This window comes from Methyloversatilis sp. XJ19-13 (assembly GCF_024580155.1).
GTDB lineage: Bacteria > Pseudomonadota > Gammaproteobacteria > Burkholderiales > Rhodocyclaceae > Methyloversatilis.
This window is the reverse complement of the sequence record NZ_JANINH010000016.1, coordinates 49,894-72,605: the sequence shown is the minus strand read 5'-3', so window position 1 is coordinate 72,605 and position 22,712 is coordinate 49,894. Positions and strand designations below refer to the sequence as shown.

The 22,712-nt window shown below is 64.9% G+C and carries 23 protein-coding genes, 1 tRNA gene and 1 pseudogene; 9 read left to right on the top strand and 16 right to left on the bottom strand.

Going from position 1 to position 22,712, the window contains the following annotated elements:
* Positions 1-3: 3 nt before the first annotated feature.
* From NMQ14_RS16720 to NMQ14_RS16705, 4 genes are all read right to left on the bottom strand, one after another.
* Entirely contained in the window at positions 4-1,107 is a 1,104-nt protein-coding gene (locus NMQ14_RS16720; protein ID WP_257097942.1) for an FIST N-terminal domain-containing protein, read from the bottom strand.
* 19 nt (positions 1,108-1,126) lie between these two features.
* Positions 1,127-1,531: a PhaM family polyhydroxyalkanoate granule multifunctional regulatory protein gene (locus NMQ14_RS16715; RefSeq protein WP_257097940.1), complete on the bottom strand. Its 405-nt coding sequence runs from the start codon at positions 1,529-1,531 to the stop codon at positions 1,127-1,129.
* 224 nt (positions 1,532-1,755) lie between these two features.
* The gene (locus NMQ14_RS16710) at positions 1,756-3,618 is read right to left on the bottom strand and encodes a hybrid sensor histidine kinase/response regulator (protein WP_257097939.1); all 1,863 of its coding nucleotides are present in this window, start codon (positions 3,616-3,618) and stop codon (positions 1,756-1,758) included.
* Positions 3,615-4,289: a response regulator transcription factor gene (locus NMQ14_RS16705; RefSeq protein ID WP_257097938.1), complete on the bottom strand. Its 675-nt coding sequence runs from the start codon at positions 4,287-4,289 to the stop codon at positions 3,615-3,617. Before NMQ14_RS16705 ends, NMQ14_RS16710 begins: the two co-directional genes overlap by 4 nt.
* A gap of 235 nt (positions 4,290-4,524) precedes the next feature.
* Here NMQ14_RS16705 and NMQ14_RS16700 point away from each other — a divergent pair, with 235 nt between their 5' ends.
* On the top strand, positions 4,525-5,145 hold the full coding sequence (locus NMQ14_RS16700; RefSeq protein ID WP_257097937.1) for a response regulator transcription factor: 621 nt from the start codon (positions 4,525-4,527) through the stop codon (positions 5,143-5,145).
* Between the two features lie 25 nt (positions 5,146-5,170).
* Here the strand turns inward: NMQ14_RS16700 and NMQ14_RS16695 are convergent, their stop codons facing one another.
* The 4 genes from NMQ14_RS16695 to mutY all read right to left on the bottom strand — a co-directional run bounded on the left by NMQ14_RS16695 (position 5,171) and on the right by mutY (position 8,261).
* A complete protein-coding gene (locus tag NMQ14_RS16695; protein ID WP_257097936.1) occupies positions 5,171-5,869 on the bottom strand; it encodes a hypothetical protein in 699 nt (232 codons plus the stop codon).
* A 43-nt stretch (positions 5,870-5,912) separates the two neighbouring features.
* The gene (locus NMQ14_RS16690; protein ID WP_257097935.1) at positions 5,913-6,746 is read right to left on the bottom strand and encodes a trans-aconitate 2-methyltransferase; all 834 of its coding nucleotides are present in this window, start codon (positions 6,744-6,746) and stop codon (positions 5,913-5,915) included.
* A 142-nt stretch (positions 6,747-6,888) separates the two neighbouring features.
* Positions 6,889-7,146: a YkgJ family cysteine cluster protein gene (locus NMQ14_RS16685; protein WP_257097934.1), complete on the bottom strand. Its 258-nt coding sequence runs from the start codon at positions 7,144-7,146 to the stop codon at positions 6,889-6,891.
* Positions 7,143-8,261 carry an A/G-specific adenine glycosylase gene (gene mutY / locus NMQ14_RS16680; protein ID WP_257097933.1) on the bottom strand — a complete coding sequence of 373 codons (1,119 nt, stop codon included), beginning with the start codon at positions 8,259-8,261 and terminating at the stop codon, positions 7,143-7,145. The genes NMQ14_RS16685 and mutY overlap by 4 nt, the downstream gene beginning before the upstream one ends.
* 153 nt (positions 8,262-8,414) lie before the next feature.
* Here mutY and NMQ14_RS16675 point away from each other — a divergent pair, with 153 nt between their 5' ends.
* Positions 8,415-8,963, top strand: a complete 549-nt coding sequence (locus NMQ14_RS16675; RefSeq protein ID WP_257097932.1) for a flavin reductase family protein — start codon at positions 8,415-8,417, stop codon at positions 8,961-8,963.
* On the opposite strand, the gene NMQ14_RS16670 is transcribed toward NMQ14_RS16675, so the two are convergent.
* The 3 genes from NMQ14_RS16670 to NMQ14_RS16660 form a co-directional block, all read right to left on the bottom strand.
* A complete protein-coding gene (locus tag NMQ14_RS16670; protein WP_257097930.1) occupies positions 8,964-9,992 on the bottom strand; it encodes a YdiY family protein in 1,029 nt (342 codons plus the stop codon). It abuts the gene before it with no gap.
* A 252-nt stretch (positions 9,993-10,244) separates the two neighbouring features.
* A tRNA-Gly gene (locus NMQ14_RS16665) sits at positions 10,245-10,318 on the bottom strand.
* A 79-nt stretch (positions 10,319-10,397) separates the two neighbouring features.
* A complete protein-coding gene (locus NMQ14_RS16660; RefSeq protein ID WP_257097928.1) occupies positions 10,398-10,850 on the bottom strand; it encodes a hypothetical protein in 453 nt (150 codons plus the stop codon).
* A 185-nt stretch (positions 10,851-11,035) separates the two neighbouring features.
* Between NMQ14_RS16660 and NMQ14_RS16655 the strand changes: the two genes are divergently transcribed.
* The 4 genes and pseudogenes from NMQ14_RS16655 to trmB all read left to right on the top strand — a co-directional run bounded on the left by NMQ14_RS16655 (position 11,036) and on the right by trmB (position 15,199).
* The gene (locus tag NMQ14_RS16655; protein ID WP_257097926.1) at positions 11,036-13,228 is read left to right on the top strand and encodes a TonB-dependent receptor domain-containing protein; all 2,193 of its coding nucleotides are present in this window, start codon (positions 11,036-11,038) and stop codon (positions 13,226-13,228) included.
* 111 nt (positions 13,229-13,339) lie between these two features.
* Positions 13,340-13,543, top strand: coding sequence for a sulfur carrier protein ThiS (gene thiS / locus NMQ14_RS16650; protein ID WP_257081983.1), 204 nt, complete (start codon positions 13,340-13,342; stop codon positions 13,541-13,543).
* Between the two features lie 15 nt (positions 13,544-13,558).
* Positions 13,559-14,353 carry a thiazole synthase gene (locus NMQ14_RS16645; protein ID WP_257097923.1) on the top strand — a complete coding sequence of 265 codons (795 nt, stop codon included), beginning with the start codon at positions 13,559-13,561 and terminating at the stop codon, positions 14,351-14,353.
* Between the two features lie 67 nt (positions 14,354-14,420).
* A pseudogene (trmB, locus tag NMQ14_RS16640) lies at positions 14,421-15,199 on the top strand (tRNA (guanosine(46)-N7)-methyltransferase TrmB).
* Positions 15,200-15,520: 321 nt separating this feature from the next.
* Here the strand turns inward: trmB and hemW are convergent.
* The 5 genes from hemW to NMQ14_RS16615 are packed head-to-tail and all read right to left on the bottom strand — an operon-like array spanning position 15,521 to position 19,947.
* Entirely contained in the window at positions 15,521-16,741 is a 1,221-nt protein-coding gene (hemW, locus tag NMQ14_RS16635; RefSeq protein WP_257097920.1) for a radical SAM family heme chaperone HemW, read from the bottom strand.
* Positions 16,738-17,340: an RdgB/HAM1 family non-canonical purine NTP pyrophosphatase gene (gene rdgB / locus NMQ14_RS16630; RefSeq protein ID WP_257097918.1), complete on the bottom strand. Its 603-nt coding sequence runs from the start codon at positions 17,338-17,340 to the stop codon at positions 16,738-16,740. Before rdgB ends, hemW begins: the two co-directional genes overlap by 4 nt.
* Positions 17,337-18,059, bottom strand: coding sequence for a ribonuclease PH (gene rph, locus NMQ14_RS16625; RefSeq protein WP_257097916.1), 723 nt, complete (start codon positions 18,057-18,059; stop codon positions 17,337-17,339). The genes rdgB and rph overlap by 4 nt, the downstream gene beginning before the upstream one ends.
* A 2-nt stretch (positions 18,060-18,061) precedes the next feature.
* Positions 18,062-18,982, bottom strand: coding sequence for a PP2C family serine/threonine-protein phosphatase (locus NMQ14_RS16620; RefSeq protein WP_257081989.1), 921 nt, complete (start codon positions 18,980-18,982; stop codon positions 18,062-18,064).
* Positions 18,979-19,947 carry a serine/threonine-protein kinase gene (locus NMQ14_RS16615; RefSeq protein ID WP_257097913.1) on the bottom strand — a complete coding sequence of 323 codons (969 nt, stop codon included), beginning with the start codon at positions 19,945-19,947 and terminating at the stop codon, positions 18,979-18,981. Before NMQ14_RS16615 ends, NMQ14_RS16620 begins: the two co-directional genes overlap by 4 nt.
* Positions 19,948-20,110: 163 nt before the next feature.
* Between NMQ14_RS16615 and NMQ14_RS16610 the strand changes: the two genes are divergently transcribed.
* The 3 genes from NMQ14_RS16610 (at position 20,111) to NMQ14_RS16600 (ending at position 22,709) form a co-directional block, all read left to right on the top strand.
* On the top strand, positions 20,111-20,965 hold the full coding sequence (locus tag NMQ14_RS16610) for a YicC/YloC family endoribonuclease (RefSeq protein ID WP_257081993.1): 855 nt from the start codon (positions 20,111-20,113) through the stop codon (positions 20,963-20,965).
* 60 nt (positions 20,966-21,025) lie between these two features.
* Positions 21,026-21,928: a LysR substrate-binding domain-containing protein gene (locus NMQ14_RS16605; protein WP_257097911.1), complete on the top strand. Its 903-nt coding sequence runs from the start codon at positions 21,026-21,028 to the stop codon at positions 21,926-21,928.
* Between the two features lie 154 nt (positions 21,929-22,082).
* Positions 22,083-22,709 (top strand): pyridoxamine 5'-phosphate oxidase family protein, encoded by a 627-nt coding sequence (locus NMQ14_RS16600; protein ID WP_257097909.1) that lies wholly within the window; start codon positions 22,083-22,085, stop codon positions 22,707-22,709.
* Positions 22,710-22,712: the final 3 nt, after the last annotated feature.

Below are 22,712 nucleotides of genomic sequence, written 5' to 3'. Positions count from 1 at the left end.
CCGCTATAGAAACAGGGTCAGCACACCAGTGTAGCCGTACAGCTGATCATGCGAAATTTCGCCGCCTGCGAAGAATCCGGCCACCGGCAGACCGGGAAACACGGCTTCCAGCATGTCCGGTTCGGCATTGTCGTTGCCGAACATGTACTCGCCGCGTGCCGCGCACGATACATACAGCGCCGCTTTCGGCGGCGCTTCGAGCGAGTCGCGCAGCTCGTGCAGCATGCGCACCATGTCCGCGCGCGCGCAGTCGCCATCGCGCCGGTAGAAGCGGATGCGCTGCCCGACCTCGACGCCGTCGTTGATGGCGAACACACCGCTCGCCGGATCGAGCGCGATCACATTGCGTACCCGGAACTCGGCGTCGTCGCGCCCCGGGATACCAAGTCCGGGAAGGATGTAGCGCGCAGCACGGCGCAGGTCCTGACCGAGCGAAGTGCCGGCCGCTTCGAGGAAGGCATCGAGCGCGGGCCGACCATCTATCTCGGTCACCACGTTCTGGTCGCAGGCGGTGACGATGCGCGCCTGTCCGACGGCGCAGCAGCCTTGGGTCAGCCGGGTCGTGATGCTCACCTGCTCGTTGAAAGCCACGCCACTGATGCCGCCATAAAGTGCGCCATTGGCGATCATCGGCGCCCGGCCGCGCGACAGCGCCAGACCGCCGGTAATGAAACCGCTTGACACCTTGGTCGCCATGTCGGTGATCAGGTCGCTCATGTCCGGCGTCGACGGGTCGGCGTGCACGACCGCAAAGTAGGGTTGCTCGCGCCCCGCATCCGTGCCCAGCATGTTGGGCAGGCGATCGCGCCCGGAAAAGACCTGGAAGCTGCCCTCGGGCAGGCGGGCGACCAGCAGCGCCAGACCGGGGTGGTTCTGCGCAGCGCTGCTGCGGCCGATCACGCCGAGCGAGCAGGTGCCGACCCAATTGGGGATGCCGGTCAGCAGCGTCAGCCGGTCAACCATGGCCTGCACGTCGCTACCGTACTGGTCGGTGAAATAAACGAATCCGAGATTGGCGCCGCCGGGAATGTCCAACGTGCCAAGTGCCCGGTCCATCGCAACCGGCCAGTCTTCGTGAAAGGCGGTGCTCGCTGCAAAGGTATTCACGGACTAGTTCCTGCGGCGGTTACCCATCACTGGGTGGGGCGGGATCAACTTCCTGTGCGGCGCCAGTCGGGGTGGCCGCTGCGTTGTTCTGCATCACCGACCATGGCCACATGGCCGCATTGCCGAAGGCCTGCATCGGGTTTGCGGCAGGGGAGGGCGCTGGTGCGGTGCCTCCGGCGTGTGCCGCCATCGCCTGCATCGTGGCCAGAGTCGCGCGCTGGACTTCCAGCCCCTGAATGCTGGTCTGCAGCATGCCCATGTTCATACGCAGCCAGCCTTCGACGGCCTTGAGATCGGCAATCCGCTTGTCGAGTTCGCCCACGTCGAGCGTAGGCGTCACGAAACCGGGTACCGGAAAGGGCATCTGCCCCCATACCGAGCGGAGAAATTCCATTGGATCGTACTGGGAAGGATCGCCAGCCATGTCGTCACCTCTGTCGCGGAATGTCGGCAAAGCATAGCAGCGGCGCGCAAGGTGAGCGCGCTTCCTGTCCCCGGATAGTTTCAGCGGCCACGCAGAGCCGGCGCGCAAAAGAAAACGCGGCCTTTTCAGACCGCGTCAAGGGGACACAACGTGCACAACAGTTTCATTCTGTTAAACGGGGTGTCGGGCAGCAATCGTCCTTTCGGTCTAGACCTGCGCGTGCCTCAGGCTTTCACGGCTTCCTTCAGCTTGAACTGGATCAGCGTCCGCAGCTTGGCCGGCATGACCGGTTTGAGCAGCAGATGGTGTCCGAGATCGCGTGCTTCTTCCAGCCGTTCCGGCGTAGCGCTGCCGGTGACCAGGATCGCCGGAATTTCGATCCCGAAGTGCCTGCGGACGGCAGTCACCACTTCCGGCCCGATTTCTCCGTCGCGCAGCTGGTAGTCGGCGATGATCAGGTCGGGTGGCGCGTCGCGTGCAGTGACCTGCGCCATTGCCTCGGCCGCGGTCCCGGCGATCAGCGCTTCCGCCCCCCAACTGCCGAGCAGCGCGCTCATGCCGTCGACGATGCTTGCCTCGTCGTCGATCACCAGAATGCAGCGGCCGCCCAGATCGGCCTGGCTGCGTTCGACGCGGGCCGCTGCTACACGTACAACCGGCGCGCGGCCCATCGGAACGTCAACGCGGAAAACTGTTCCGCGACCGAGCCGCGACGACAGGCTGACCGGATGGTCGAGCAATGCTGCCAGCCGCTGCACGATGGACAAGCCGAGCCCGAGTCCCTTGCGTCGGTCGCGTTCCGCGTTTGCGAGCTGTACGAACTCTTCGAAGATGCGCGCTTGATCGTCCGGCGCAATGCCCATGCCGGTATCCCACACCTCGAATCGAAGTTTGCCCTTGCGCAGCCGGGTGCTGACCAGCACGCCACCGGTGCGCGTGTAGCGCATCGCGTTGGAAATCAGGTTGCGCAGGATGCGTTCGAGCAGCACCGGATCACTGCGTACCCATGCGCTGCGCGATGGCATGCGGAACGACAGGCCGCGGTCGAACGCTTCCGGCTCGAAGTCCATGCGCAGTCGGTCGAACAGTGCCGTGACCGAAACGTCGGTAATTTCGGGCTTCACCTTGCCGGAGTCGATCTTCGAAATGTCGAGCAATTCGTTGAACAGACCTTCCAGTGCTTCGACCGAACTGCTTATGCTTGTCACCAGATTGGCGACGTCGGGTTCACGTGCCTTGGCCGACAGCGCGGCAGCGAAAAGGCCCATGGCATGCAGCGGCTGGCGCAGGTCATGGCTGGCTGCAGCAAAGAACTGGCTTTTCGCGCGGCTGGCCTGATCGGCGCGGTCGCGTGCCTGCGACAGTTCAACGTTCTGTGCCTCCAGTCGCTTGCTCAGCACCTCATTGGCGTAGCGGCTGCGCAGCGCGCGTTCGATCAATGCGTTGAAATTCCGGCCCACCTTCCACAACGCGATCATCAGCACAGTCACGATGAACGCGATCAGCAGGTCATAACGACCGCCTTCCCAGATGTAGCGCGCGATCACCGGCAACAGCGTAGTAAACAGGAAGGCGTAGTAACTCGGCAGGTGCATCGAAGTGATGGCGACTGCCACGCCGCACACCGACACCAGCAGAGACATCAGCACGATCTGTTGTTGCGGCGCATCCGGACTGAAGAACAGCCACAGCGTGGAGCTCCACAGCACGCCCGAAACCACTGCGCCGACCAGCCAGTAGTTGCCCCAGCGCGGGGCGTCGTCGGCATTCGGGGCAGCGCGGTTGTACATTCGCAGCAGCACCAGACGCGAAATCTGGTTGGCGACTGACGCGGCGAACCAGAGGGCGACCGTCATCAGCGGGAAGGCGGTGTACATGGTGATCGCCACCAGCACCGTGCCGAGCACCTGTCCGCCGAATGCGGTACGCAGATTGGCATACAGCATGTCGATCTGGGTCGCGCGTACCTGCTTGTCGAGCAAAGCCTGTTCAAGCGCGTCGAGCCGTGCCGCTGCATCCCCGCGTTCGCGGGTGAGCGATTCGATCGTCGTCTTTTCGGGCACCGCAATGCCAGTCTGCACCGTCATTGCGAGCCGCCCGACGGACCGAGCTTGAGGCCGATGCGGCTCGCCGCGACGACGGCCTGGGTGCGGTTGGTGGCGCCGAGTGCCTTCAGGATCGCAGTGATGTGTACCTTTACCGTACCTTCGGCCAGATTCAGTTCACGGCAGATTTCCTTGTTCGGCATGCCCTGAACCATCAGCGTCAGCACCTCGGATTGGCGTTCGGTCAAGCCGATGTCCGATGCGGTTTGCGGCTTGCGCGGGGCGTCATCGCGCCGCGGTGCGCCAAGACCATATTCGCCCGCGATCGCCTGGCGTGGCACGTACACGCCGCCGGACAACACGAGGCGCAGAGCGCCCAGCAGCACTTCATTGCTGCTGGACTTCGGAATGAAGCCCATGGCGCCTTCGTCGAGCGACGAAATGACGGTGTCCGTGTCGTCGAAGCCCGACAGTACAACGATGGGCAGTGCCGGCTGCGCCGAGCGGAAGGTGCGCAACGCACTCATTCCGCTGCAGCCCGGCAGCGTCAGATCGAGCAGCGCAAGGTCGAGATCCGGATGCTGATCGGCCAGCGCCAGTCCGCTCTCCAGGTCCGACGCGTCATAGAGCCGGATGTCGGCGGCGAGGCCAGGCAACACATGGCGCAGTGCCTCGCGGATCAACGGATGGTCATCAACGATCAGTATCTTCATTGTTCTTGCGCAGTGATGCCGGCTGCCAGCTTACCTTTTCAAAGGCGATCATGATGGCGGAAACGACACGATACCGCTCTGAAAAATATAACTTAAGACGTAGTCTCTATGGATGAACCAGACTGGGTTTGTGCGCGATTAGAATCGACGAGCTGCATATCCGGCATGCTACGTGGGCTCGCATCATGTGAGCCTGAGCGGTCACGCTGCGGTCAGCCGAGCAAAGGAGCTTCCGTTGGGTTGCATATTGGTCATAGACGACCACGCGCTGGTGCGCGAGGGACTGGCGCAGACACTTTCCCGGCTGGGAGGTGCCTTCAGTGTCATCGAGGCGACCGACGCGGCGCATGCGCTCACACTGATCGACGAACGCGATGACATAGATCTGGTGATCACCGACCTGATCATGCCGGGCATGAACGGTTTTTCGCTGCTCGCGACGTTGCGCGAGCGTGACCCTTCGCTACCCGTGCTTGTGGTGTCGGCACTCAGTGACAAACCGACGGTTAACCGGGCCATGCGTCACGGGGCCTCAGGTTTCGTGTCGAAAGGCGATTCGGGCGCGCAACTGGTCGAGGCCGTGCGTGAAGTGCTCGATGGCAATCTCTACACGCCACCCGCGCGATCGAAAGTTGTCGAGCCGCCTGCGACCAATGGTCTGACGCGTGCGCAGCAGCGCGTGCTGCTGCTGCTGGCCGAGGGGTGCAGCAATCGTGAAATCGCCGAATCGCTCGGACTGGCCGAAGGTACGGTCAAGGTGCACGTGAGCCGCATCCTGAGTGCCTACAAGGTGGCTTCGCGCGCCCAATTGCTGATCGCACTGGCGCGAGAGCAAGCTCGCCGGCGCTCGCACTGATCCGCGCGCGCCGCTGAGTGGCCCGTCAGTGGGCGCCGATCGCGGCGTCCACCTCGCGCCGGGACTGCGTCCGGGCGTGTTCGTCCATCGTGTCTTCGGCGTCGATATCCACTTCCTCGTGCTCGATGCGCAGGATGTCGAGCACCGGTGCGGCAACCCTGCGGCAGGCATTCGCCAGCGGCGACGGCAGCGTTTCCGGGATGCGTTTCTGTAGCAGCTGCTTCGACGACGAAATCGCGAACACCGGCTCCAGAATTCGGTTGCGGTAGGCGCCCAACTGGGCTTCAACCGTACGGTCGGCCGCTTCGCGCGCCCAGCTGTTGGTCGGCCACTGCATCGGCAACGCCAGGGCGCGCGGGAAAGCTTCCAGATCCTGCTGCACGGTGCGCATGTCCTCGTGCGAATCACGGAACGGCAACAGAACGAGGTGTGCGAGGCTGTACAGGTGGCGATCCATGTCGCTGCGATTGGCACCGCCGTCGATGACGCCGATCCACTTGTTCAGCCCGCGGATCTTCTCCACCACCTTGGCGAGCGCATCGCGCGATCGTGCGTCCGCGGTCAGGTAGCGCCTGCCTTCCGGGTCCAGCGGCTCGCGCCCGATGTCGGTCAGCACACATACCGAACGCTGGTTCAGCAGCCCCAGTCCCTGACAAAGCATGTGCGACAGCGTGGTCTTGCCGGTGCCGCCCTTGTTGCCGATGACACAGATGATTTCAGCCATGGTGATGTTCCCCGTCGTACCGGTGCAATTCGATGAGTGATTGTTACGCGACGAGCCCGCCGGCATCGCCCGGAACTGCGGCCGGAACGGGCGCCAATTCCGCGTTCGCGCTACTTGCGGCAGGTTCGTTGCTGCTGCGTCGGCAGGCGAAACTGTAGACATACAGCTCACGCGCTCCGGGCTCGCCCTCGACGATGCGGTCCGCGCTCAGCCCCGGTATCTCGAAGCTGTTGGCGATCAGCAGCGCACCGGGGCGCATTTCCAGCGCTGCCTTGCGCCCCAGCTTCGGCATCGGAACCGGTGACAGGAAGGCATACACCACGTCGAAGTGACCGAGGTGGGCGGACCACAGATCATCGCGGCGGATGGTCACGTTTGGCAGGTGGCGGTTGCGCAGGCGCGCGATCAGCCAGGGCAGCGGTGCGTTTTCGATGCCGGTGAAGCGGCAGTCCGGGCGCGACATGGCGAGCCGGCGCAACAGGCTGCCGGTGCCGCAACCGAGATCGACCAGATGGACCGGCCTGTCCTGCGGCAGCGTCAGGAGCAGCGCGCGTGCGGTCGCCTGATTGGTCAGGAACAGCGGCACGCGCGTGCGGAACGTCGACCAGAAAATGGCCGACAGTGCGAGGAACGCGAACAGATACCAGGCGGGTGCAATGTCGAGCGCACGCGCACCGACCACCAGCGGCGAAAAAAGCAGATGGATGATGACCCACCAGCGCGGAGCGCCCATGGCAAGCGCCAGCGCAGCTGCAATGCCGCCCTGCATGATCACTACAGCGGTCAGCCCGGCGGGCGGCGTGACCGTGTAAAGCAGGGCAAACACGGCAACAGCCCACGCGATGAACTGCACGGTGAGGGCACGGAACAGGTGCATGGGGATGGCCCACGGAACGCAATACCACAACGTTAATCCGTGTGACGCCCGTCACAGGCGCCGATAAGCGCAGACAAAATGCCGTATTCCCGCAATTAAGGCGGGGGCGCACTGCTGCCGACGAATCAAACGGGAACAGACGCTAGCCAGTGCGGGTCGCGTGTTCCAGCTCCGCCAGCCAGACCAGCGCATGAGCCCGCCCGTCGCCGCACATGTCGGCCGACGGCTGCAGGCCGCCGCAGCAGGCAGGGCGCTCGGGCAAGCCGAAAATGCGGCAGCGCTCGCGCTCGTCCAGTTGTACGCATCGCACACCGGCCGGCTTGCCGTGAGGCATGCCCGGAATCGGGCTGGAAATGGAAGGTGCGATGCAACAGGCGCCGCAGCCGTCGCGGCACTTCATGGCAGACGTCGCGACGTGCGGCGGCCTGCATCGTGCTGCGCGAGCAGCTTGCGCACCGGCGCCGGCAGCGCCGCCTCGGTGGCGCTGTCCAGCGGCTGCCAGTGCAGCGCGGTTTTCGCTGCCAGCACAGGCGCGGCGCTGCTCGCGATGCATACATGCAGCGGCACCAGATGCAATTCGAAATGCGTGAAGCCATGGACGACCGGCGCCATCGCCTCGACAGCGTGGTCCGACAGGCCGTGGCTCGCCAGCCAGCGTCCTGCTTCGGCCAGCGCATCGGGCTGGGTTTGCGCAGTCAGTTCCGGCAGGCTCAGCAGCCCGCCCCAGATGCCCTGACCCGGGCGGCGTTCCAGCAGCACGCGGCCTGCGCATTCGATCAGCAGCGCAAAGCGCAGACGCTGTGGCCTGACCTTCGCCGGCCGCGGCGCCGGCAGTTCGCGCTGGCGACTGGCGCGCTCGGCCACGCAGCGCGCGCGCAGCGGGCAGTCGGCACAGCGCGGACGGGCGCGCGTGCACACCGTGGCGCCCAGATCCATCAAGGCCTGGGTGTAGGCGGCGCCGTCGCGCGTCGGCATCAACTCATGCGCCAGTGCCCACATCTGCTGTTCGACCGCCCGCGCGCCCGGAAAGCCCTCGATGCCGAAAACCCGGGCGAACACCCGCTTCACGTTGCCGTCGAGTATCGGTTCGTGCGCGCCAAAGCAGAACGTGGCGATGGCAGCGGCGGTCGAGCGGCCGATGCCGGGCAGGCTGGCGATGTCGCCCGCCGTCGCCGGGAAGCGTCCGTCGAAGCGCTGCATGACCTCGCGCGCCGCCCGGTGCAGATTGCGTGCGCGAGCGTAGTAGCCCAGCCCGCTCCATGACTCCATCACACTGCCTTCGTCGGCCGCCGCGAGAGCCGCCAGCGTCGGAAAGCGCGCCATGAAGCGGGCGTAGTATCCGATCACCGTCTGCACCTGGGTCTGCTGCAGCATGATTTCCGACACCCATACCCCATAGGCGTCGCCGTGCTGCCAGGGCAGGTCGTGGCGGCCGTGCAGACGCTGCCAGTGCACCAGCGTCGGGGCGAAATCGTCGTTCCGCACAAGGGTTGATTCGTCGGTTTGTGGCGCCATGTCGTGTCGTGAGGCGTGGTTCGGCAGCGGATTGTAGGCGCCGGGCGCTGGCCGGCTGCGCAAAAGCGGCGATAATCTGCGCTCACCAACGCTCGTCCGCCTGATGACCTACCCGTCCGCCCGACCCGCGCGCGCTGCCGCGCAGGCAGTGCCTTGTCCGATCTGCCTGCCGGACGCGACCACGCGGTTCCGCACGTCGCGATGAACAACCCCGCCCGCGACAGCCGTGCCTTTCGCGATGCGTTGGGGCTGTTCGCCACCGGCATCACCATCGTGACCACCCGCGCGCCCAACGGAGACCCGGTCGGCCTGACCGTGAATTCCTTCAATTCGGTGTCGCTCGATCCTCCGCTGGTGTTGTGGAGCCTGATGTGCGGCTCGCCGAGCGAAGAGGCTTTCCGCGCCTGCTCGCACTACGCCATCCATGTGCTGGGGGCTCACCAGCAGTCGCTGTCGAGCCGTTTCGCCGGCAGTCGCGAACAGCGTTTCGCCGGGCTTGCCACCGGTCAGGGACTGGGCGACGCGCCGCTGCTCGAAGGCTGCCTCGCGCGCTTCGAATGTCGCAACGACATCCAGTACGCCGGTGGCGATCACCTGATTTTCGTCGGCCGGGTGGAACGTTTCGAGCGCAGTGCCGGCGATCCGCTGCTGTATTTCGGGGGCGGCTATCGCGGCATCGACAAGCCCGAAGCCAAGCCCTGATCACCAGGCGTAGCCCAACCCGAGCAGCAGCGTCGAATCGACAGCCTTGCGGCCGGGGGCGGGCGTGCGTTCCCAGTCGGCATTGAGCTGTGCCGACGCGGTCATGCCGGCGGCGATCGGCAGACGCACACCGGTTTTCGAACGGATGGTCAGCTGCTCGGTATCGGCGATGCTCCAGAACCCGTCCTGGTCGTGGAACAGTTCGGCGCGTCGGTCCAGCAGCCAGTGCGACGCGCGTACGCCCCAGCCCAGCGCCGGATAGTCGTCGTCCCGGCTGACGATGCGGTCCACATTGACGTAATCGAGACCCGTACGCAGCGACAGCCGCGTCTGTTCGTCCTCGAAGATCTGCCAGCCGTAACCGGCACCGACCGTCGTGCGCAGCTGGATGTCCTTGATCTTGTCCTGCTCGAACGAGGTACGCGCGTAGATGAACTGACGCTCATTGACGAAGTGGTCGTAGTTGCCGTTGAGCAGCCATTGCTGCGCCGTCTTCACGCCGCGGTCCTTGCGCCGGTCCACCTTCATGCCGAGCCCCCAGGCGTAACCCTTGGCGCGCGCGTCCAGGGCGCCATCACCGTAGATGCGGTCGTTCTCGGCGTTGCCACGCACCAGTGCGGCCGACAGATTGACCCGGCCGCTGTAGCTCACGCCATTGCCGGACTGCTCCGGTGTCGGATTGATGAAGGCAATGTCCCCCCGCTTCACATTGCCTTCGGTACTTGGATTCGACAGCGCCACCTTGTCGGCCTCGCTGGCGTCCAGCTGCGCACTGTTGAGCAGATCCCCGCCAGCGGTCATCACGGTGACCGGTTCCGAGGTGCGCAGGCTTTTCACGAGGTCCCAGCGCAGCCGCAGTTCGCCCGCGTAGTCGGTCCGCACGACCAGTTCGTTGCCGGCCTTGGACACGATGCGCCCGGTGATGCGGTCACCGTTGGTCAGTTCGATCTCGTCGGCATGACCGGGCGCACTCAGCATGAATGCAGGAAAAAAAAGGGCAAGCAATGGCGGCAGGCGTCGCAGGCGCATGGAAATCTCCCGGATTGTGTGACGTGCGGACCGACTGTTCGTCGGCCTGAAGAGCGGGTCTTCGACCCGATGTGCAGGCCGGACGCTGAGGACACCCGGGGCTGCCGTGAAGCGGAGGAAAAAAGCGGCTTCCAGTCTAGAGCTGCTGACCGGGCCTGACTGTAGGACTAGAGGAAGTGCGGGTCACGGCAACCGCGGGTGGCGGCTTTACCGAAGGCGGGGAAGCGGGGGCAGGTCGCGGGACGAACTGCCTGGAGCGGGTGATGGGAATCGAACCCACGTATGCAGCTTGGGAAGCTGCCGTTCTGCCATTGAACTACACCCGCAACGCCGCGGATTGTACGCCGGAACGGGCAGTGACCGGAACGGCCGCGTATCCCGTCACAGGATGCGCAGCCGGGGTCTTTACTTCACTTCTATCGTGGCGCGCATGCCGCCGTCGGCGAGCTTTTTCGTCGATATCACGTCGTCGAACACACCGGTGCGCACCGGCAGGAACCACCACTCTGCGGTGTGCCCTGCGGAAATCTCGAGGCGGCGTATCGGACCGTAGATTTCGGCTACCACCTTGCCGGCCGCATCCAGTGCCACGACCTTGCGCGTGTAGACCATGTCGGCCAGGCCCGCCGAACCGAAGTAGTAGGGCTGGCTGCCCGTGTTCTCCAGCCGCAGCTTGTACAGCTTGCCGGCCTCCAGCGTCAGCGAGTCGGGCGTGAAGCGGTGCTGTCCGTCTACGGTACCCAGCTTGAGCGTGACGGTGACCGGTTCCTGTTTGGTCAGGTCGGCGGCTTGTGCGTGCAGCGAAGCGGCGAGGGCTGCCGTCAAGGCAATGCGAATGAAGCGATGGGTGCTGTTCACCACAAGTCTCCCGAGTGTCTGTACACGCGCATGCGACCGCGCCGTAAGGGGTTTGTTGCGTAAAAGCCGCAATTCACGCCGGTCGGGAATCTCTCCCTACGGCCACGCGGCGTCTCTCTCTATATTGCGCCCGGCGTCAAATTCATTAGAGCACGAATAGTTAATTGTCCAACCGAGGAGCTCCCATGCACAAGCCCACGCTGCTCGCCGCAGCCATCGCCGGCTGTTTCATCCTTCCGTCGGCGGCCTTCGCGCAGTCGACTGCGCCGAAAACCGTCGAAGTCGATACGATCAACGTTCGCGGCAGCATCCTGCCCTACAAACTCGAACACATCCCGGGTTCTACCTCGGTGCTCGACACCGAACAGCTGGAAGCCCAGCGTCCGTTCTCGATCAAGGAAGCGCTGCGCACCGTGCCGGGCGTGCATGTGGTCGATGAAGACTCCTTCGGTCTGGGCCTGAACATCGGCATCCGCGGCCTCGACCCGCGCCGGACTTCACGTACGCTGTTGCTCGAAGACGGGATGCCGCTGTTCCTCGCGCCCTATGGTGATCCGTCGGCGCACTATTCCACGCCGATCGACCGGGTGGAGCGCATCGAGGTGGTGAAAGGCTCCGGCCAGGTGCTGTACGGCCCGCAGACCATCGGCGGCATGATCAACTTCGTCACCAAGCCGATTCCGAAGCAGGGCGTCGCCGGCATCGTCAGCGCGACCTGGGGCAACAACGACTACCAGGGCCTGCAGGCCAATGTGGGTGTCGGGGGAGAGCGCGGCGGCATCATGCTCGACATCACCGAAAAGAAGGGCGATGGCGTGCGCAAGAATCACGACTTCGACGTGTTCGAAGTCGCCATCAAGGGCCAGCTCAACCTGACGAAGAACCAGACGCTGATCGGCAAGATCGGCTACTACAAGGAAGACTCGCACATCACCGAAACCGGTCTCGGCTCGGTCGAATACGCGGAAGACAAGTTCCAGGCGCCGACCGGCAAGCAGGACCGCTTCCAGCACGAGCGCAACAGCTTCCAGCTGCAGCACATCTACCAGATCAACGACGCCGCCAAGCTGAGCACTCAAGCCTATTACGTCGACTCGGACCGTGCCTCGTTCCGCCAGATCAATGATCCGGGCGGCTTGAATGGCCGTTCGGAGATGGATCGTTGCTCCGGCGTCGTCGCGACCGAAGCGAATTCGCGCCTGTGCGGCGGCCGCTGGCGTCCGCGCAGCTACGAGTACTGGGGTGTCGAGCCGCGGCTCGATTTCAAGCACAACACGTTCGGCCTTGCCAGCGATGCCGTGGTCGGCTTCCGCTATCACGAAGAAGACATCAACCGCGCCCAGTTCCGTGGCGCAGATCCGCGCTTCCAGAGCCAGAGCTTTGCCGAATCGTTCGCCGGCGTTAATGGCGGAACCGGTCATCGCGAACAGATCGACATCCGGGTCGAAGCCAAGTCCTATTACTTCCAGAACACCTTCTATGCCGGTGATTTCGCGATCACGCCGGGGGTGCGCTACGAAGACGTCCGGATCAAGACGGATGTGCGGCGAGCGGAGGGGCAGCCGCAGGACAACCCCGAGTCGTATCTGAACAATAGCCAGTCCAAGGTCATTCCGGGCTTCGGCGTCGCATGGAACGGCATCGACAACACGACGGTATTCGCGGGCGTGCACAAGGGCTTTGCACCACCGCGCCCGGACCGCGACATCGAAGCGCCGGGCGGCGCCAACACCGCCGTGGTCAGCCGGACCAAACCGGAAGAAAGCACCAACTGGGAACTGGGCGTGCGCTCGAAGTACTTCAAGGGCGTCGGTCTGGAGTCGACGCTGTTCCATACCGATTTCGATGAAATCGTCATCCAGGACAACGGCCGCTTCTTCAACGGCGGCGAGTCGCAGCAGACCGGTCTCGAAATGGCGGGCCGCATCGATTTCGGCCAGATCTACAACACGACGCACAACGTCTACGTAACTGCGTCCTGGACCAATCTGTTCACGGCCAAGTTCAAGAAGGACGTCGCATCGGAGAACATTTCCAGCGGCAACCGACTGCCCTATGCGCCGAAGCATCTGCTGTCGGTGGCGGTCGGCTATCAGAATCCGCTCGGCTTTGATGCCCGCCTCGGTGCCGACCGTGTCAGCGAGCAGTTCGCGGACGGCGAAAACACGACGGTGGAAGTGGACAGCGGTCAGGAAGGCACCATCCCGTCCTACACCGTGTTCAACGCGACGATGAATTTCCGTCCGCAAGGCTCGAAAACCAGTTATTTCCTGAGCGCCTACAACCTGACCGACCGCGAATATCTGGTCAGCCGTGTCGACGGCAAGTTCGCCGGCCGCGAACGTCAGGTGATCGCCGGCATCCGTTACGCCTTCTGAGCGCGTCATTCACGGTGCGAGGGCCACTCCCCTGAGTGGCCCTTTTTTTGTTTGACGGGTGCGGCGGACGAGGTCAGCCATTCGCTGTAGACTTCGTGTGTGACTTCCCACATGTCCTCCATCACCCTGAATGGCGAAACGCGGGCGCTGGCGCCGGATACCACGATCGGCGCGCTGCTTGCGGCACTCGAACTGGCCGGCAAGCGGGTCGCGGTCGAGCGCAATGGCTGCATCGTGCCGCGTGCGCTGCATGCCGATACGCGCCTGGTCGATGGCGACCGGGTCGAAATCGTCGTCGCGGTGGGTGGAGGCTGATCCGGACATAGACAGATGAGCAGCGATACATGGCAGGTCGGCCGCCGCACGTTTTCGTCGCGGCTGCTGGTGGGCACGGGCAAATACCGTGATTTCGACGAAACACGCGACGCGATCGAAGCGTCGGGCGCCGAGATCATCACGGTGGCGATCCGCCGTACCAATATCGGACAGGAACCCGGCCAGCCCAGCCTGCTCGACGTGCTGCCGCCGGATCGCTACACGCTGCTGCCCAACACCGCCGGCTGTTACACCGCCGACGACGCAGTACGTACCCTGCGTCTGGCGCGCGAACTGCTCGACGGCCACAATCTGGTGAAGCTCGAAGTGCTGGGCGACGCCGACACGCTGTTCCCCGACATGCCGCAGACGCTGGCCGCCGCCGAAACGCTGGTGAAGGACGGCTTTGACGTCATGGTGTATTGCTCTGACGATCCGATACAGGCCAAGCGGCTGGAAGAGATCGGCTGCGTGGCGGTGATGCCGCTGGCCAGCCTGATCGGCTCCGGCATGGGCATCCTGAATCCCTGGAACCTGCGGCTGATCATCGACAATGCGCGCGTACCGGTCATTGTCGACGCCGGCGTCGGTACGGCTTCCGATGCCGCCATCGCGATGGAACTGGGGTGTGACGGTGTGCTGATGAATACCGCGATCGCAAAGGCACAGCAGCCGGTACTGATGGCCAGCGCGATGAGGAAGGCGGTCGAAGCGGGTCGCGAAGCTTTCCTTGCCGGCCGCATGCCGCGCAAGTTGTACAGCGCTGCGCCCAGCTCACCCAGCACGGGCCTGATCACACCGGGCCGCTGAGCCGCCCTTGCCTGTTGCCATCGTCCGACACCGCGGCCCGAGCGGGCCGCCCGCCTGATTGCCTTTCATGACCGATACGCCCGACAGCCCGGAACACCGTCACATCCGCAGCTATGTGCTGCGCCAGGGCCGCATGTCGCCGGCGCAGACGCGATCCATTGAAGAAGGCATGCCGCGCTGGGGCATCCTGTATGCCGCGCAGGCGATCGACTGCGCGGCCGTGTTCGGGCGGAATGCGCCGGTGGTGCTGGAAATAGGTTTCGGCATGGGCTTCACCACCGCCGAAATCGCGGCTGCGCGACCGGACACCGACTTCATCGGCATCGAAGTGCACGGCCCGGGCGTGGGGTCGATGTTCAAGCTGATCGCCGAACAGGGGCTGAGCAATGTGCGGGTGATCCAGCACGATGCGGTCGAGGTGCTGCGCGACATGATTCCCGCCGCCTCTCTGGCCGGCATCCACGTGTATTTCCCCGACCCGTGGCCGAAGAAACGCCACCTGAAGCGACGGCTGATCCAGTCGCCGCTGGTGTCCCAGCTGGCGTCGAAACTGGCGCCCGGCGGCTATCTGCACTGTGCGACCGACATCGAGGATTACGGCCAGCAGATGCTGGACGTACTGTCCGCCGAACCCTTGCTCGAGAACACCGCCGATGGTTTCGCACCGCGTCCGGACTANATTACGGCCAGCAGATGCTGGACGTACTGTCCGCCGAACCCTTGCTCGAGAACACCGCCGATGGTTTCGCACCGCGTCCGGACTATCGCCCGCTGACCAAGTTCGAAGCGCGCGGCCTGCGGCTTGGGCACGGCGTGTGGGACGTCATCTTCCGCCGCGTCGCCTGAGCTCGGGCCTGTGTTGGGCATCGCTGCGCTCACCCCAACCTACGAGTGAGGCGAGGTTGCGAATACTGCCCGGCTGTAGTTGGGGTGAGCGCAGCGATGCCCAACACCCCCGCGCCCAACACCCCCGCGCCCAACACCCCCGCGCCCAACACCCCCGCGCCCAGCAATCGCCGCTCCGTCACGTCGACCCCGCAGTGTGAGGCGAGCGCAGCGACACCCTGCAGGCATCACCCCATCGCGCCAAACCCGTAGGTTGGGGTGAGCGCAGCGATGCCCAACGCTCCACACCCCAGCCAACCGTCGCGCCGTCGGTTCGACGATTCAGTCCAGAAAGCGCTGCAGCAGTTCGTTCAGGAAGCGCCTTCCGCGCAGCGTGGGGGTCACGCGGCCGGCCTCCAGTTCGAGCAGCCCGTCTTCGCGCGCCGCCAGCAGCCGCGGCATGAGCACGTCGAGCGGCAGGGCGGTGTGGCGCTCGAACAGGTCGAGCGCGAAGCCGTCGTTCAGGCGCGCGGCATTCATCATGAATTCGAACGGCAGCTCGGCCGCGCCGACCTCGCGTGACTCCTGCACGAATTCGCCGCGCGCAGCAGATTCAAGATAGGCATTCGGATGCTTGTACCGCATGTCGCGCCGCACGCGGTCGTGGAAACTCAGCTTGCCGTGCGCACCGGCACCGATGCCCAGATAGTCACCGAACTGCCAGTAGTTCAGGTTGTGCAGGCACCGCTGGCCGGGTTGTGCAAAAGCCGACGTTTCGTAGTGCTCGAAGCCGGCGTCCGCCAGCCGTGCCTCGATGGCTTCCTGCATGTCTGCCGAAGTGTCGTCGTCCGGCAGTTCGGGCGGATGGGCCGCGAACGGGGTGTTCGGTTCCAGCGTCAGGTGGTAGCAGGACAGATGCGTCACGCCGGTGGCCAGCGCGGTGTCGAGATCACGCAGCGCTTCGCGCATCGTCTGCTGCGGCAGGGCATACATCAGGTCGATGTTCACGCGCTCGAAGGTGCGCTGCGCCAGTTCGATCGCGCGCTGTGCCTCCGTGGCGTCGTGGATTCGGCCGAGTGCGGCGAGGTGACGGTCATCGAAGCTTTGCACGCCTATCGACAGCCGGTTCACACCGGCATCGCGAAAGCCGGCGAAGCGTTCGGCTTCCACCGTGCCCGGGTTGGCTTCGAGCGTGATTTCCGCACCCGGCGACAGATTCACGCGGGCGCGTACCGCCGTCAGCAGGCGGTCCAGCCCGGTGGGCGACATCAGGCTGGGTGTGCCGCCGCCGAAGAAGATGCTTTGAATGCGCCGGCCCCAGATGTCGGGCAGCGACGCTTCGAGGTCGGCGACCAGCGCCGCGAGGTAGGCGTCTTCCGGAATGCCGTCGCGCACCGCATGCGAGTTGAAGTCGCAATACGGGCACTTGCGCACACACCACGGAAAGTGGATGTACAGCGCGAGCGGCGGCGGTACGGTGAATTCGAGTGCGGCCGGCCGGTCCGCCGACGCGCGCCCCGGGCTGAGCGAGCGCGCCGGGACCAGCGGAATGACCCGGCTCATCCGCCAGTGAGCGCCTGCAGCCGCGTCAGCAGGTGACGCATGGCCGAGGCGCGATGCGACAGCGTGTTCTTCAGTTCGGGCGCCAGCTCGGCGGCGGTCTGTTCGAGCGACGGCACCCAGAAGTGCGGGTCGTAGCCGAAGCCGGCATCGCCCCGCGGCGACTCGATGATTTTGCCGTGCCACTCGCCGTCGGCGATCAGCGGCCGCGGGTCGTCGGCGTCGCATACCAGCACGATGACCGAATAGAAATGTGCCCGGCGATCCTCGATGCCATGCAGTTCGGCCACCACCTTCGCGTTGTTGGCGACATCGGACTTCGGCTCGCCGGCATAGCGCGCCGACAGCACGCCGGGCCGCCCGCCGAGCGCACGCACGCACAGGCCGGAGTCATCGGCCAGCGCGGGCAGACCGGTTTCGCGCGACGCATGACGGGCCTTCGCCAGCGCATTCTCGACGAAGGTGACATGCGGCTCGTCCGCTTCGGCGACACCGAGCGAGGCCTGCGTGACCACTTCGATGCCGAGCGGCGCCAGCATCGCCGACAGTTCGCGCAACTTGCCGGCGTTGTTGCTGGCCAGCACGAGTTTTTCGATTTTCATGGCAGTCCGAGTGCGCGCCGTTGCGCGGCGATCAGCCCTTCGATGCCGGCTTGCGCGAGATCCATCAGCGTGCCCAGCTCGGCGCGCGAGAACGTTTTGCCTTCGGCGGTGCCCTGCACTTCGCACAGGCCGCCGCTGGCGGTCATGACGACATTCATGTCGGTGTCGCAGGCGGAATCTTCCGGATAGTCCAGATCGAGTACCGGCGTGCCTTCATGAATGCCGACCGACACCGCCGCCACCAGTTCGCGCAGCGGGTTGCGTTCGATCAGACCCTGGCTCACCAGGCCGCTCAGCGCATCGTGCAGTGCCACGCAGGCGCCGGTGATGGACGCGCAGCGCGTGCCGCCATCGGCCTGCAGCACGTCGCAGTCGAGCGTGATCTGGCGCTCGCCGAGTGCGACCAGATCGGTGACCGAACGCAGGCTGCGGCCGATCAGTCGCTGGATTTCCTGTGTCCGCCCGCTCTGCTTGCCCTTGGCGGCTTCACGCGCGCTGCGCGTGTGCGTCGAGCGCGGCAGCATGCCGTACTCGGCGGTCACCCAGCCCTGGCCCTTGCCGCGCAGGAAGGGCGGCAGGCTTTCCTCGACGCTGGCGGTGCACAGCACGCGCGTGTCACCGACTTCGATCAGGACCGAGCCCTCCGCATGCTGCGTGAAATTGCGGGTGATGCGCAGCGTGCGCGCTTCGTCGGGCCGGCGGCCACTGGGTCGGGTCACTGTCACTGTCCTTTGGAGGAATACTTGTTGATGGCGGAATTGATTTCGGAAATGGCCGCTTCGATGGCCGATTCGTCCCAGTCCTCGCGGATCGGCACGCGGTCGCCGAAGCCTTCGAGTACCGTGGTGTGGCGGTCCAGCGGCAGAGTTTTGGTCGTGACCGAGCCGCGGGGTTCCTCGGCATAGCTGTCGTGCCAGTTCAGCGCGACCATGGTCAGGTTGTCGCAGGTTTCGCCACCGGCGGCTTCGGCGCTGTCCATCACGCGCGGCACGGCCTGCATCACGTCGATTTCGGTGAACAACCTGAGCAGCTGGTCATTGCCCAGTGGCCCCCACACACCGTCGCTGCACAGGAACACCGTATCGCCGGCGAGCAGCGGCGTCTTGCGCGAATACTCGATCTGCGGCGCGATCGGGCCGCCCAGGCAGCTGTAGATGCGGTTGCGGTGCGGATGGGTCATCGCGCCGTCCTCGTCCAGCAGGCCGCGGTCGATCATGCGCTGCACGCGCGAGTGGTCGCGCGTCTGCGTCATCACGTGACCGGCACGCAGCACGTACAGCCGTGAGTCGCCGGCGTGCGCCCAGTAGGCGACCGAATCCTGGATGACGCAGGCGACGCAGGTGGTGCGCGGGCCGTCCTCGATGTCGCGCTCGTCGGCGTAGTCGAGAATGGCGCAGTGCGCATTGGTCAGGCCGCGCGACAGGAACAGGAAGGGATCGGCCAGGCGCGGCTTGGCTTCGCGCTGGAAGGATTCGACCATGTACTGCACGGCGATCTGCGCCGCGACCTCACCCTGCAGATGGCCGCCCATGCCGTCGGCGATCACCATCAACAGCGCATCGCGCGAATACGAATACGCCATGCGGTCCTGATTGGACTTGCGCTTGCCGACCCGGCTTTCCTGAAAGATCGTGAATCTCATTTGCCCACCAGCGCGCTCAGCCGGGCGCGTACGCGGTCCAGCCAGTTGTCTTCGGTGCTGTCGGCCGGCGCCACGGGTTCGACCTGATCGCGCTCCCAGGTCGCCAGCGCCTTCTGCAGCGCAAACACGCTTTGCGGTCGCTTCAGATGGTTCAGATCCATGCACCAGTCTATGGTTTCGAGCAGTTGCGGCGAGTACTGACCGATCCAGCGCTGCGACGCGAGGATCACGCTGTCGCTGTCCAGCCGCTGGTCGGCGGCCTGCGGCGGCCCGCCCGACAGGCAGGCGTACATGCTGGCACCCACGCTGTAGATGTCGCTCCACGGACCGAGCAGATCGCGGTTGCGATAGTGCTCGGGTGCTGCGAAGCCGGGCGTGTACATCGGCTTGAGCATCGGCGTGTCGGCCATCAGCGTGGTGCGCGCCGCGCCGAAGTCGAGCAGTACCGGCGAGCCGTTGTTGCGCAGATAGATGTTCGACGGCTTCAGATCGAGGTGCAGCAACTTGTGCGCATGCACTTCGCGCAAGCCGTTCAGCAGCCGCGTGAACACATAGCGGATGAAGCTTTCGCGAATTTCGCCGCGCCGGCGCGTGATGTACTCCTGCAGCGTACGGCCGCGCTCGTAGCGCATCACCATGTAGACCGTTTCGTTGGCGCGAAAAAAGTTGAGCACGCGCACCACGTTCGGGTGATTCAGACCGGCCAGCGCCCGGCCTTCCTCGAAAAAGCACTTCATGCCGTAGCGGAAGGCGGGCAGGAACTCTTCCGGAATGTTCGGCGTGATCTGGCCGTCTTCGCGCAGCGCCAGCGCGTTCGGCAGGTATTCCTTGATGGCAACCGGGGTCTCGTCGCGGTCGTGCGCCAGATAGACGATCGAAAATCCGCCCAGGCTCAATTGGCTATGGATGCGGTACTGATCGAGTTCAAAGCCCGGCGGCAGGGCGCAATTGACTTGTGGGGGCATTCTGCGGGCCGCTATGATCCTGGTTTTGGCGCGATTCTGGGCGTTTGGTAACACGCTGTAAAGCTGCCCGACAGCCACTCAGGCGATCGTGCAGACCATCGGTTACCACGCGGATCATGCCTGACAATCATTGAGGGAACATCGCGTGGGAAGCATTCACAGCATGACGGGTTTTGCGACAGCTGCAGTGGCTGTCGGCCAGACAACGCTGAACCTTGAGTTGCGGACGGTGAATTCTCGTTTCCTCGACCTGCACTTCCGCTTGCCCGACGAGTTGCGCGTCGCCGAGCCGCTGTTGCGCGAGCAGATCACCGGTGCGCTGTCGCGCGGCAAGGTGGATTGCCGTGGCGGCCTGCAGGCAGGCGGCGACAGCGCGCGCGAACTGGCGCTGAGCGCGCCGCTGCTGGCCCGGCTGGTGGCGCTCGATGCCAGCGTGCGCGACGCCCTGCCTGACGCTGCGCCGCTGTCGGTGGCCGAAGTGCTGCGCTGGCCCGGCATGCTCGGTGACGAAGCGGTGTCTGCCGAGGCGCTGCTCGAGGCGGCCGGTCGCGCCGTGCGGCAGGCGCTGGGCGAACTCACCGCATCGCGCCAGCGAGAGGGTGTGCGCCTCGCCGCGATGCTGATGGAACGCGTCACGCGCATGCGCGAACTGGTCGCCCAGGTCACGCCGCGCGTACCGGAAGTGGTGCAGGAATATCAGGCGAAGCTCACCCTGCGCCTGCAGGAAGCCATCGGCAGCGCAGACGATGAGCGCATCCGCACCGAAGTCGGCCTGTTCGCGGTGCGCATCGACGTGGCCGAGGAACTGAACCGCCTGAGCGCACACCTCGAAGAAGTGGAGCGCATCCTCTCGAAGGGTGGCTCCGCCGGCAAGCGGCTCGACTTCCTGATGCAGGAACTGAACCGCGAAGCGAATACGCTGGCGTCCAAATCGGTCGCGCAGGACGTCGGCAACGTCGCGATGGAACTCAAGCTGCTGATCGAACAGATGCGCGAGCAGGTGCAGAACATCGAGTAGTGATGCACGCAGCAGGTTCTTGGGCTGGAGTTTGTTCCAAGGGCAAACCGGGAGCTAGCAGTGGACAAGCACCATCTCATCAGCATCTTTGTTGCCGTGGTCGATTCAAATGGATTGGCGGGTGCCGCGCGCAAGCTTGAGATTTCACCGTCGGTGGTGACCCGGGCAATCAATGATCTTGAAGAGATGCTGGGTGTTCGGCTGCTCACGCGCACGACGCGCGTCGTGCGTGTGACCGAGGCAGGCGCACGTTATGCCGACGTCTGCCGCCGCATCCTTTCAGAGCTGGCCGAGGCGGACGAGTCGGCGCGCGGCCAGCATGGATCACCCCAGGGCCGGATTACCATTACGGCGCCCGGGTGGTTCGGAGCCAAGTTCTTGACCCCCATCGTTACTGCGTATCTGGACCAACACCCGCAAGTGAGTGCGTCATGCTGGTTCCTTGATCGCGTGGTCAACATGATCGAAGAAGGCGTTGACGTGGCCGTGCGCTTTGCGGTGCTGCCTGATTCATCGTTGCAGGCAATTCCGGTTGGGCGCATGCGGGTGGTGACTTGTGCGTCACCCGCCTACCTGGCCAGACAGGGCACGCCACGCACGCTGGCCGACCTGGCGTCGCACAGCATCGTGTCGGCGGGCGCCGTGGCGCCTGGGCATGAATTGCGCTTCAGCCAGAGCGGCCGGTCGCGTGTCATAAAGTTGCAGCCCCGGCTGGCCACCACCACCAACGAGTCGGCCGTGGCCGCTGCGGTCACGGGCTTCGGGCTCACGCAGCAGATGTTCTACAAGGTGGCCGAGCCGCTGGCCAGCGGTCAGCTGCAAGAGGTCCTGTGCGACTTCGAGCCCCCCGCATTGCCGGTGCACGTGTTGCACCGCGAGGGGCGCTACGCTTCGCGACGCGTGCGCGCCTTCCTCGATCTGGCCATCGAACGGCTGCGCGCGCTCCCTGAACTTCAGGCATAGCGCGGTCGTTCCTGCCCGTGCGTGGAGGCTGCGCACGGCACTCTGCAGCATGCCGTCATTGTTCCGGAATCGGCAACAGTCTCTTGGCGCCTGCATGGCTTCTCGCAGACTGGTCGTCGCGCCATAGTTCGGCACCGCACTCCGAGATGCCGCCATGCCCCACGCCTTTGCCCAGATTGCATTCACGCCGCAGGTCAAGGTCGAGCAGCAGCGCGATGGCAGTCGCGCCAGCTATGCACGCAGCTTCGAGGCCGATGCACAGACCGTCAATGATCGGCTGGGTCAGGCCGAAATGGACTTCTTCGCCCAACTGCGCAGCTTCTACATGGCCACGGTGTCCGAGACCGGCTGGCCCTATGTCCAGCACCGTGGCGGGCAGACGGGTTTCGTCCAGGTTCTCGATGATCAACATATCGCCTTTGCCGACTACGCCGGCAACCGGCAACTGATCAGCGTCGGCAACCTGGCGGGCAATCAACGCGTGGCGCTGATCGCGGTGGACTACGCGCGCCGCATTCGCCTCAAGCTCCTGGGCAAGATGGCCGTGCAGACGCTGTCCGACGACGCGGCACTGGTCTCGCGGCTGGTGGCACCTGGCGTTCGTGCCCAGCCGCAGCGCGCGATGGTGGTCACCGTCGAAGGCTTCGACTGGAACTGTCCGCAGCACATCCCCTTGCGGCTGGACGCCGAAGACGTGCAGCGAGCGCTGGACGAGCGCGACGCCCGCATCGCCGACCTCGAATCACGTCTGAAGGCCCTGCAAGGGCAGGCCCAGGACTGACGC

Bases quoted from the DNA above. Each gene is read 5' to 3' on its own strand.
- NMQ14_RS16690 (WP_257097935.1), bottom strand. From the start codon at position 6,746: ATGCACCTGTTCCGTGCCCTCACCGTGCAGTTCATCGCGTGGGCTGTT.
- rdgB (WP_257097918.1), bottom strand. From the start codon at position 17,340: ATGAAAATCGAAAAACTCGTGCTGGCCAGCAACAACGCCGGCAAGTTG.
- NMQ14_RS16610 (WP_257081993.1), top strand. From the start codon at position 20,111: ATGACGGGTTTTGCGACAGCTGCAGTGGCTGTCGGCCAGACAACGCTG.
- NMQ14_RS16600 (WP_257097909.1), top strand. From the start codon at position 22,083: ATGCCCCACGCCTTTGCCCAGATTGCATTCACGCCGCAGGTCAAGGTC.
- NMQ14_RS16685 (WP_257097934.1), bottom strand. From the start codon at position 7,146: ATGAAGTGCCGCGACGGCTGCGGCGCCTGTTGCATCGCACCTTCCATT.
- NMQ14_RS16615 (WP_257097913.1), bottom strand. From the start codon at position 19,947: ATGCCCCCACAAGTCAATTGCGCCCTGCCGCCGGGCTTTGAACTCGAT.
- NMQ14_RS16655 (WP_257097926.1), top strand. From the start codon at position 11,036: ATGCACAAGCCCACGCTGCTCGCCGCAGCCATCGCCGGCTGTTTCATC.
- thiS (WP_257081983.1), top strand. From the start codon at position 13,340: ATGTCCTCCATCACCCTGAATGGCGAAACGCGGGCGCTGGCGCCGGAT.
- mutY (WP_257097933.1), bottom strand. From the start codon at position 8,261: ATGGCGCCACAAACCGACGAATCAACCCTTGTGCGGAACGACGATTTC.
- NMQ14_RS16670 (WP_257097930.1), bottom strand. From the start codon at position 9,992: ATGCGCCTGCGACGCCTGCCGCCATTGCTTGCCCTTTTTTTTCCTGCA.
- hemW (WP_257097920.1), bottom strand. From the start codon at position 16,741: ATGAGCCGGGTCATTCCGCTGGTCCCGGCGCGCTCGCTCAGCCCGGGG.
- NMQ14_RS16710 (WP_257097939.1), bottom strand. From the start codon at position 3,618: ATGACGGTGCAGACTGGCATTGCGGTGCCCGAAAAGACGACGATCGAA.
- NMQ14_RS16645 (WP_257097923.1), top strand. From the start codon at position 13,559: ATGAGCAGCGATACATGGCAGGTCGGCCGCCGCACGTTTTCGTCGCGG.
- NMQ14_RS16715 (WP_257097940.1), bottom strand. From the start codon at position 1,531: ATGGCTGGCGATCCTTCCCAGTACGATCCAATGGAATTTCTCCGCTCG.
- NMQ14_RS16620 (WP_257081989.1), bottom strand. From the start codon at position 18,982: ATGAGATTCACGATCTTTCAGGAAAGCCGGGTCGGCAAGCGCAAGTCC.
- NMQ14_RS16695 (WP_257097936.1), bottom strand. From the start codon at position 5,869: ATGGCTGAAATCATCTGTGTCATCGGCAACAAGGGCGGCACCGGCAAG.
- NMQ14_RS16705 (WP_257097938.1), bottom strand. From the start codon at position 4,289: ATGAAGATACTGATCGTTGATGACCATCCGTTGATCCGCGAGGCACTG.